Below are 10,075 nucleotides of genomic sequence, written 5' to 3'. Positions count from 1 at the left end.
CAGCTGGAGTACGTGCGCAAGGGAGCGGTCGAGATCATCCGCGAGGAGGAGCTCCTCGAGAAGCTGCACCGCTCCCATCGGGACGGAGCCCCGCTGACGATCAAGGTGGGCTTCGATCCCTCCGCCCCCGACCTGCACCTGGGACACACCGTGGTGATCCGCAAGATGAAGCACTTCCAGGACATGGGGCACCGGGTCGTGTTCCTGATCGGCGACTTCACCGGGATGATCGGCGATCCGACGGGGCAGTCGAGGACGCGGCCGGTCCTGACCAAGGAGCAGGTGAAGAAGAATGCCGAGACCTACAAGAAGCAGGTCTTCAAGATCCTGCATCCGGAGAAGACGGTCATCGACTTCAACAGCCGCTGGCTCGGCAAGCTCGGGGCGGCCGGGTTCATCCAGCTGGCTTCCAAGTACACCGTGGCGCGTCTACTCGAGCGCGACGACTTCGCCAAACGCTACAAGAGCGGCCTGCCGATCGGGCTGCACGAGTTCCTCTACCCGCTGGCGCAGGGGTACGACTCGGTGGCGCTCAAGGCGGACGTCGAGATGGGCGGAACCGACCAGACCTTCAACCTCCTGGTCGGACGCGATCTGATGCGCGAGTACGGCCTGGAGCCGCAGGTCGTCCTGACGATGCCCCTTCTGGAAGGGCTCGACGGCGTCGAGAAGATGAGCAAGTCGCTCGGCAACTCCATCGGCATCAACGAGTCGCCGCGGGAGATCTACGGCAAGGTGATGTCGGTGAGCGACACGCTCATGTGGCGCTACTGGGAGCTGTGCACCGACGCCACCCTGGCCGAGATCGCCGACATGCGTCAGCGCATGGGGGCCGGGGAGCTCCACCCGAAGCAGGTCAAGACCGCCCTGGCCCGCCGCATCGTCGCCGATTGCCACGATGAGAAGGCGGCGAAGGACGCGGCCGCCGAGTTCGAGAGGATCTTCGCCCGCCGGGAGACTCCCGAGGACGTGCGCGAGGTCCGCCTGCCGTCGGCGCCGCAGCCAGTCTGGGTCCCAAAGCTCCTGGTCACGCTCGGGATGGCCAAGTCGAACGGCGAGGCGCGCCGTCTCATCGAACAGGGGGGTGTCTACCTCGAGGGGGAGCGCCTGGCGGACGCGTCGCAGGAGATCCCCGCCGCGCCGTCCTCCTCCTACCTGTTCAAGGTGGGAAAGCGCCACTTCGTGCGGGTGCGATTCGACTGAGCGCCGGGACGGGGAGTCCGGCTAGCGATCGGCGCCGCCCGGCGCGGCCGCTTCCTTCAGGATCGCCCGGATGTCGTCTTCCGGCAGGCCGGTCGCGGCCCGCAGCCGCGAGATGGACCATCCGGTGTGCCGGCGCACGAAGGTCTCGAGCTCGTCGCGCGTGGGCTCCGAGCTCAAATAGAAGATGCGGTCGAGCAGGGTCTCGATCTCCGCGAGCTGTGCCGGAGCGTCCTTCTTCCCCGCCTTGAGCTCCAGGATCACGCTCGTGCTCCCCTGCTGGGCGAAGGTGGCGAGGGTGCGCCCGTAGTTCGGGTTGGACATCGACGGCATGGGGATCGCGCTGGCGCGCAGCCGGTCGGCCTCCTCCTGGTTGCGGTAAACCGTGAGACCGAGCCGCGTCCCCCCGTCGTTCGTGATCCGCTGCACGTACACGGTGTCGAGAGCGCTGAACAGAGTCGGGGAGCGCTCGCTCGGATAGCCGACGCCGTCCAGGCTGACGACGTTCGGGTCGGTGGCGCGTCCCGCCGCCTTGAGATCGACGCGCAGCCTCAAGGAGAGCCCCTCGTAGCGGCTGCGGATGTCCCTGTACGCGCCGCGCTGGACGGCCCGGAGCGCCGGGACCGGCAACAGACAGAACGCGGCCAGGAGTGACGCTGAAAGTGCCAGACGACCCGGGCGCCGCGAGGACATGCAGGCATTCTAGTCCCTTCCGGTCGCTGGACACACCGTCGCACCGCCCGCTCCGGACCGCGTGCTATTCTCGCGCTCTTTTCGCGGGACGGCGCCGATGGCGAGACATGCCCTGAGAGGCGGGCTCCTGTGGGTCCTGGTGATGGCGCGCCTGGCGTGGGCCGGCGCGGCCGCCGAGGCGCCCCTGCGCGTGCCGCGCGCCGCTTCGCCGATCCGCGTGGACGGCGTCCTGGACGAGCCGGCCTGGGCCTCGGCCCTGACCCTGTCTCTCGAGTACGAGACCTACCCCGGCGACAACCTGCCGGCGACGCTTCGCACCGAGTGCCTGGTCCTGCACGACGAGCGCAACCTGTACATCGGCGTGCGGGCCTTCGATCCGGATCCAGGGGCGATCCGCGCCTACCTCGCCGATCGCGACAGCCTGCCGGGGGACGAGGACCAGGTCCAGTTCGTCCTCGACACCTTCAACGACCAGAGACGGGCCTACGTGTTCGCCGCCAGCCCGCTGGGAGTGCAGTGGGACGCGATCGCGAGCGAAGTGGGCGGCACAGGTCTCTCGTACGACAGCTCGTGGGACGCGATCTGGAGCGTGCGGGGGAGGATCGACAGCGACGGCTATACCCTCGAGTTCGCCGTGCCGTTCGCCTCGCTGCGCTTCCCGCGAGGAGGCGGAGAGCAGACCTGGGGCCTGCACGTCACCCGATCCCAGCCGCGCTCGGTCGTGCGGCAGGTATCGCTCCGGCCGATCGACCGCAGCAACAACTGCTTCCTGTGCCAGGAGGCGAAGATCGCCGGCTTCGAGGGGGTGCGGACAGGGCTCAACCTCGAGCTGGACCCGACGCTCACCGCCACGCGCAGCGACGAGCGCGCGGCGTTTCCGGACGGGCCGATGCTGGACGGTCCGGTCGGAGGCGACCTGGGAATCACCGCCCGTCTCGCCCCCGCCCCCGACCTGACGCTGAGCGCCGCGGTCAACCCGGACTTCTCGCAGGTCGAGGCCGACACGGCCCAGCTCAAGATCAACACCCGCTTCGCGCTGTACTACCCGGAGAAGCGCCCCTTGTTCCTGGAAGGGGCCGACTTCTTCCAGACGAGGCTGAGCACGATCTACACACGCACGGTGGCCGATCCGTCCTGGGCTGCGAAGCTCGTCGGCAAGGGGGGCGCGAACGCGCTGGGCGTCCTCGTGGCGAGGGACCGGATCACCAATCTGGTCCTTCCGGCGAACCAGGAGTCCCGGTCGACCTCCCTGGACCAGGAGTCGACCTCCTCGGTCGTGCGTTACCGGCGGGACGTCGGCGCCTCGTCGACCCTCGGGGCCCTCCTGGCGGACCGGGAGGGGAGCGGCTACTCGAACCGGGTGCTGGGAGTGGACGGGATGATCCGTCTGTCGGAGCGCGACACGCTGAACGCGCAGGCGCTGGCGTCGCGCACCGAGTATCCGGCGGCGGTCGCGGGCGCCTTCCTGCAGCCGGACGGCCCCTTCAGGGGCACCGCCGTGAATTTCGGCTACCAGCACGACTCGAAGGAGTGGAACTGGGGCGTCACCGGGTCCGACCTCGGCCGGAACCTGCGCGTCGACACGGGGTTCATCCCGCGGGTCGACACACGCTCGGCCGGGGCGAGCGTGGAGCGCGTCGTCTGGGGTGATCCTGCCGGCCCCTTCATCCGGACGAGCTTCGGCGCGTCTTTGTACAGGTCCGAGGACCACACCGGGCTTCTGACCGACGAGTCGAAGAGCCTGTTCTTCCGCTGGGACGGGCCGCGTCAATCGGCGCTGTCCGTGGACCTGAACCGCGTGCGCGAGTTCTTCGCAGGAACGACCTACGACCTGGCGGGCGAGAGCGTGTCGCTCTCCGTCACGCCACGGGGCGACCTGTCGCTCGATCTATCGGGTGATTTCGGCGATGAGGTCGATTACGACAACTGCCGGCCGGGCCGGGTCGTGCGGCTGGTCCCCGGTGTCTCGTTCAAGGCGGGGCGGCACGTGCGGGTGAGCCTCGACGACACCTACGAGACGCTCGACGTCGAGGGGGGGCGGCTGTTCCGGGCCAGCCTGGCGCAGACGCGCATCGCCTGGCAGCTCAACGTGCGCGCGATGGCGCGTGCCATCGTGCAGTACACCGACATCCACCGCGAGCCGGATCTCTACCTGACGAGCCCCTGCCCGGATCTCGTCCCGCCCGGCTCTCCTCCGCCGGTCGTCGCTCCCCCGGAACGGATCGGGCGGACGCTGTTCACCCAGCTCCTGTACTCCTACAGGGTGAATCCGCAGACGGCCCTCTACCTCGGCTACTCGGAGGATCGGCTGGGAGACACCGGGACGCCGCTCACGCAGAGCGACCGGACCTTCTTCGTCAAGGTCGGGTACGCCTTCCTGCCCTGAGGCGCGTCCCCGGACCAGCGACTGCTTCGGGCTCGGTCCCCGGGCGGCGCCCTTCCGCCCAGGCGAAGGCGAACCAGAAGGCGGCGTCCGGGCGCAGCTTCCAGGCGTCGAACGCCGCGAGGGCCGCGTCGAACTCGCCCGCCGGCAGGAGGCCGCCTCCGACGATCGCCCGGCGGGCGCCCACGAGCACACCCATGGCGTTCTCGACGTAGGCGGCGAAATCGGGCGAGCCGGAGCAGCTCCCGAAGAAGATCCAGGTGTTTCTCTCCGGGACTGCGCCCGCCTGGTGCAGGAGCCACACGAGTCGGCGCCCGATCGCCGGGTCGTTTCCCAGCCGATCGAAGCTGCGGATGTAGGCGCGCCACAGCGGCGTGAACCCGGCCGGCTCCGGCCACAGTCTCAGGATGTCGTGGTCGTCGTCCTCGAGGACGATTCGCCCGCCCGGCCGCACCGCCCGCGCCATGGAGCGCACGACCGCCAGGGGGTCGGGGACGTGCTCCAGGAGGAAGCGGGCGTGCGCCACGTCGAACGACCCCCACTCGCCCCTTCGCAGCGGCAATTTCAGGGCGTCGCCCCGGCGCCACTCGACGCGAGCGGCCTCAGCTGAAGTCCGAGCCGCGCGGACGGCCCCGCGGATCTGGGAGGGGCTGCGCTCGATCCCGAGGACTCGGGCGGCGGGGCCGGCGCGGCGCGCCATGTCCCGGGCGAACTGACCGAGGCCGCTGCCGACCTCGAGAATCCGCTCCCCCCCGCAGAGACCGATCTCCGCCAGCGATCTGCGGTTGATCAGGTCGTTGAGACGGGCGAGCCGCGCCTGTTCGGACGGATCGGTTCCGTGCAGGTAGCGCGAGATCCTGGACGGCATGGCTCCCCCGGGCCGGTCAGCGCGCCGCGGCCGGCTGCAGGTCGGAGGTGCAGTGGGCGCAGCGGCTCGCCTTGAGCGGGACCGGCGACAGGCAGCGCGGGCAGTCGCGCGTAGTGGGGGCCGTGGCGGGCGCCTCCTTGGCCTTCAGACGATTGACCTGCTTCACCAGGAGGAAGATCACGAACGCCACGATCACGAAATCGAGGATGTTGTTGAGGAATATCCCGTAGTTGATCGTCGGCGCGCCGGCCGCCTTCGCCGTCGCCAGGGAGGCGTAATCCTGGCCGGAGAGGTTCAGGAACAACGAGGAGAAATCGATCTGCCCGACCAGCAGGCCGATGGGGGGCATCAGCACGTCGGCGACGAGCGACGAGACGATCTTGCCGAACGCCGCGCCGATGATGATCCCGATCGCCATGTCCAGGACGTTGCCCTGCAACGCGAACTTCTTGAATTCCTGCAGCACGGGGTTCCTCCCTGCGCTCGATCTCAGCGCCTGATCCTGTATCCGGCCCCCACCAGGCTTGCGAGCGCCGGCTCGAGTTCGTGATTCCTGACGAGCAGATAATCGGTGTCGTACGTGCACACTACCATGAGACTGATCCGGGCGCCCGCCAGGAGGGCCGAGAACGAGGCGACGAGGCCGGTGACGGAGAAATCGAACGGCCCTTCGAGCTTGAGACAGCGCCATCCTGCTGCGCAGACGACTCCCGCGGGAACGGCCGGCTCGGGGCAGATGACCGACATCTCGTCGGCCGTGCGCGTGATCGAGACGAACGGACCGGTCAGGGCCCAGGCGGGGACCGGCGCCCCGCTCTCCAGGCGGCACACGGCGAGGGTTGCCGGCAGGAGAGTGAACGTCAGCGACGATGCGTCCACGTCCCTACAGGATGAACAGCGGCGCCAGGACCAGGGTGATCGTCGACAGCAGCTTGATCAGGACGTGCAGCGACGGTCCGGCGGTGTCCTTGAAGGGATCGCCCACCGTGTCGCCGACGACCGCCGCCTTGTGCGGCTCCGATCCTTTCCCGACAACCTGGCCGTCCACCTTGAACAGCCCCGACTCGATGTACTTCTTGGCGTTGTCCCATGCGCCGCCGCCGTTGTTCATGACCGTGGCCATCAGAATCCCGGCGATGGTTCCGACCATGAGAAGGGCGGCCACGGACTCGGCGCCGATCTGGCCGTAGTTGGACAGATACTTGAAGCTGAAGCCGACGACGACCGGGGTGAGCACCGCCAGGAGTCCGGGCAGCACCATCTCCTTGAGCGCCGACACCGTGACGATGTCGACGCATCTGGCGTAGTCCGGCTTGGAGGTCCCCTTCATGATCCCCGGGTTCGCCTTGAACTGCCGGCGCACCTCGGTGATCACGACCTGCGCCGCCTTCCCGACCGCCTTGATCGCCAGGGCCGAGAAAACGAAGACCAGGGTGGCGCCCAGGAGGCCGCCGACGAACACCGGCACGCGCGTCAGGTTGACGCCCATCTCCCTCCCTGTGATCTTCATGACCTCGTCCAGGTAGGCGCGGAACAGCAGGAACGCGGCCAGGGCCGCCGAGCCGATGGCGTATCCCTTGGTCAGAGCCTTCGTGGTATTGCCCACGGCGTCGAGGCGGTCGGTCTTCTGGCGGATCGCTTCCGGCTGCTTCGACATCTCGATGATGCCGCCGGCGTTGTCGGTGATGGGGCCGAACGTGTCCATCGCCAGGATGTAGGCGCAGGGGGCCAGCATCCCCATGGTCGCGATCGCCGTGCCGTACAGCCCCGCACCGGGCATGTCGCCGAGCGCCTGCTTGCCGCACCAGTAGGAGCCCAGGAGGGCCGCCGACACCGTAAGGACCGGAAGACCGGTGCACTCGAAGCCGACCGCCAGGCCGCTGATGATGTTCGTGGCCGGTCCCGTGCGCGACGCCTCGGCGATCTCGCGCACCGGCCGATAGCGGTACTCGGTGTAGTACTGCGTGATCAGCACGAAGGCGAAGGCGGTCAGGATCCCGATGATGCCGGCGCCGAGCAGGTACCCCTGGTGCAGCGTCCCGCCGTACGCGCCGACCGGACGGAGCAGCAGGTAGACCGCCGCGGCGAAACCGACCATGGCGATGCCGGTCGTCACCATGTAGCCGCGATTGAGCGCCCGCATCGGGTCCTCGTCCTCGCGGCAGCGCACCGTGAACACCCCGACGATCGTGGCGATGAGACCGAAGGCGCGGGCCAGCAGCGGGAACAGGATGCCGCCCAGACCGAAGACCGGATAGAGCGCGATCCCGAGGATCATCGCCCCGACGTTCTCCGCCGCCGTCGATTCGAACAGGTCGGCGCCGCGGCCGGCGCAGTCCCCGACGTTGTCCCCGACGAGGTCGGCGATCACCGCGGGGTTGCGCGGATCGTCCTCGGGGATGCCGGCCTCGACCTTTCCGACCAGGTCGGCCCCCACGTCGGCCGCCTTGGTGTAGATGCCGCCGCCGAGCTGGGCGAACAGCGCCACGAACGAGGCCCCGAACCCGAACCCGACGATCTGCAACGGCACGTGGCGGTAGTCCTGCATCCCCCCGAACAGGTAGAAGAGTCCGCCGACGCCCAGGAGGCTCATGGAAACCACCGACAGCCCGCTCACGGCGCCGGCGCGAAGGGCGAGCTGCAGCGCCTTGTTGAGACTGGTCATGGCGGCCGAGGCGGTGCGGATGTTGGCGCGGATCGACACGAACATGCCGATGTAGCCGGCGATCGCCGAGCAGAGCGCCCCGGTGACGAACGACAGGGTGATCCTCCAGGCGGTCCCGGCCCCCATCTCTGCGATGTTCTTGACGTCGCGATTGACGAAGTAGAACGCGAAGATCATCGCCGCGGCGACCACGGCGAGAACAGCGATAGTGCGGTACTGTCTCCTCAGGAAGGCCTCGGCCCCCTCCCGGATGGCGTCCGAGATCACACGCATCTCCGGCTTCCCGGTGTCGGCCGACAGAACGTGCCTCGCCAGGAAGGCGGCGACCACCAACGACAGCACGCTGATCGCCAGGACCAGCGGCAGAACGATACCGACGTCCATGCACTCCTCCTCAATCCATAGTCGGGCCGGGTCGGATTCGGGACGCGCTTCGGAACGGACTCGTCGGGGGCAGCGAGCGCCCCGCGGACGCGGGAGACTATCCTTCCTGCCCCGCTCGCGTCAAGCGAACCGCTGGCGGGGAGACCTTCCCGGCGGGGGGTGGCGTGCCGCACCGCGGCTCGACGAGGGGCACGCGTGCGTGTTGCGCTGGGGGCTGAGTTGGGCTAGGCTTCGCGCGCTTCTGTTTCGCTCCACCTCGGCACACAAGCGCGGGTCAGATGACACAGCCGGCCGTCCTGGTCGAAGACAGGTCCACCGGGTTCCTGCGGGAGCTCGGGCTTCTCGACTCGACGATGATCGTCGCCGGGTCGATGATCGGCTCGGGGATCTTCATCGTCTCGGCCGACATCGCCCGCCAGGTCGGCTCGGCGGGCGGCCTCATCCTGACCTGGGTCATCACCGGGCTCCTGACCATCACCGCGGCCCTGTCGTACGGCGAGTTGGCGGCGATGATGCCGGCGGCCGGCGGGCAGTACGTTTATCTCAGAGAGGCGTACTCGCCGCTGTGGGGCTTCCTGTACGGCTGGACCCTCTTCCTGGTCATCCAGAGCGGCACCATCGCCGCGGTCGCGGTCGGCTTCGCGCGCTATCTCGGCGTGCTGATCCCCTGGATCTCTCCGACGGCCTGGATCGTCCCGCCGATCAACATCTCGTCCGGCTATGCGCTGAGCCTGTCGCGCCAGCAGCTGATCGGGGTGTTGATGATCGTTCTCCTGACCTGGATCAACACGCGCGGTCTCAAGATAGGAAAACTCATCCAGAATGTCTTCACGTCGGCGAAGACCCTGTCGCTGGCCCTTCTTATCATCGTCGGAGTCATCATCGGGCGGAACGCCGAGGTGGTCGCCGCCAACTTCGCGTCCGCCTTCACGCCGCATGACGCGGAGCTGATCCGGCCCGACCTTTCCTTCATGCCGGTGGTGTCGGTGGCGAGCGGCCTGCTCGGCCTGATCGTGGCGTTCTCCGTCGCGCAGGTCGGGTCGCTGTTCTCGGCGGACGCCTGGAACAACATCACGTTCACGGCCGGAGAAGTGAAGGACCCGCGGCGGAACATCCCCCTGTCCCTGGCGCTCGGCACCGGTCTCGTGATGACGCTGTACATCCTGGCGAGCGTCGCCTACTGCAGCGTCCTGCCGCTCGCGGGCATCCAGCACGCGCCCGACGACCGGGTGGCGACCGCAGCCCTGCAGGCGATCTTCGGAGGGGTCGGGGCCGCCATCATGGCGGTCGCGATCGTCATCTCGACCTTCGGCTGCAACAACGGTCTGATCCTGTCCGGTGCCCGCGTGGTCTACGCCATGGCGCGCGACGGACTGTTCTTCCGGAAGACCGGAACCCTGAACGAACGGCACGTCCCGGGGAAGGCGCTGGTCATCCAGGGGATCTGGACCGCCCTCCTGGTCCTGCCACGCACGCGCCTGCGCGACGCCGCCGGGGAGCCGATCCTTGATCCTGTGACCGGTCTCGGCACGTACGGAAATCTGTACAGCAACCTGCTCGACTATGTGATCTTCGCGGCGCTGGCCTTCTACGTCCTCACCATCGCCGGAATCTTCGTCCTGCGCAGGAAACGCCCCGACGCCGAGCGTCCCTACCGCGCCTGGGGGTACCCGGTCGTGCCGGTCCTCTATATGGCGACGGCGACCCTCATCCTCCTTGTCCTTATTACTTACAGGACCCAGACCACCTGGCCGGGGCTCGTCATCATGCTCACCGGCGTGCCGGTCTATCTCGCCTGGCGCGCCTTGAGCCCCGCAGGGAAGGGGACCCCGGCCCCGTAGCGCCCCTCGCTTCTCGGTGGAATACCCTAATTGACAGCGCC

At 68.4% G+C, this 10,075-nt stretch carries 8 protein-coding genes; 3 read left to right on the top strand and 5 right to left on the bottom strand.

All coding sequences use genetic code 11. The annotated features are described in order from the left end of the window. Positions 1 to 1,203 (top strand): tyrosine--tRNA ligase (gene tyrS / locus VEW47_05000; GenBank protein ID HYS04533.1); only part of this gene is annotated, 1,203 nt, incomplete at its 5' end. A gap of 21 nt (positions 1,204 to 1,224) precedes the next feature. Here tyrS and VEW47_04995 read toward each other — a convergent pair. Continuing rightward, the gene (locus VEW47_04995; GenBank protein ID HYS04532.1) at positions 1,225 to 1,893 is read right to left on the bottom strand and encodes a hypothetical protein; all 669 of its coding nucleotides are present in this window, start codon (positions 1,891 to 1,893) and stop codon (positions 1,225 to 1,227) included. Positions 1,894 to 1,990: 97 nt separating this feature from the next. Here VEW47_04995 and VEW47_04990 point away from each other — a divergent pair, with 97 nt between their 5' ends. After that, complete coding sequence (locus VEW47_04990; GenBank protein HYS04531.1) at positions 1,991 to 4,279, top strand: DUF5916 domain-containing protein; 2,289 nt, start codon at positions 1,991 to 1,993, stop codon at positions 4,277 to 4,279. Here VEW47_04990 and VEW47_04985 read toward each other — a convergent pair. From VEW47_04985 to VEW47_04970, 4 genes are read right to left on the bottom strand one after another with little or no spacing between them, the layout of a single operon-like run. Then, the gene (locus tag VEW47_04985; protein ID HYS04530.1) at positions 4,251 to 5,144 is read right to left on the bottom strand and encodes a methyltransferase domain-containing protein; all 894 of its coding nucleotides are present in this window, start codon (positions 5,142 to 5,144) and stop codon (positions 4,251 to 4,253) included. The genes VEW47_04990 and VEW47_04985 overlap by 29 nt on opposite strands. A 16-nt stretch (positions 5,145 to 5,160) precedes the next feature. Beyond that, complete coding sequence (mscL, locus tag VEW47_04980) at positions 5,161 to 5,610, bottom strand: large-conductance mechanosensitive channel protein MscL (GenBank protein ID HYS04529.1); 450 nt, start codon at positions 5,608 to 5,610, stop codon at positions 5,161 to 5,163. 23 nt (positions 5,611 to 5,633) lie between these two features. Further along, positions 5,634 to 6,023, bottom strand: coding sequence for an ACT domain-containing protein (locus VEW47_04975; protein HYS04528.1), 390 nt, complete (start codon positions 6,021 to 6,023; stop codon positions 5,634 to 5,636). 4 nt (positions 6,024 to 6,027) lie between these two features. Beyond that, positions 6,028 to 8,193, bottom strand: a complete 2,166-nt coding sequence (locus VEW47_04970) for a sodium-translocating pyrophosphatase (protein ID HYS04527.1) — start codon at positions 8,191 to 8,193, stop codon at positions 6,028 to 6,030. 278 nt (positions 8,194 to 8,471) lie between these two features. On the opposite strand from VEW47_04970, the gene VEW47_04965 reads away from it, so the two are divergent. Continuing rightward, positions 8,472 to 10,034 (top strand): amino acid permease, encoded by a 1,563-nt coding sequence (locus tag VEW47_04965; protein ID HYS04526.1) that lies wholly within the window; start codon positions 8,472 to 8,474, stop codon positions 10,032 to 10,034. Positions 10,035 to 10,075 lie beyond the last annotated feature (41 nt).

Source organism: Candidatus Dormiibacterota bacterium (genome assembly GCA_035635555.1).
Lineage (GTDB): Bacteria > Acidobacteriota > Polarisedimenticolia > Gp22-AA2 > Gp22-AA2 > Gp22-AA3.
This window is presented reverse-complemented; position numbering and strand designations above follow the sequence as displayed.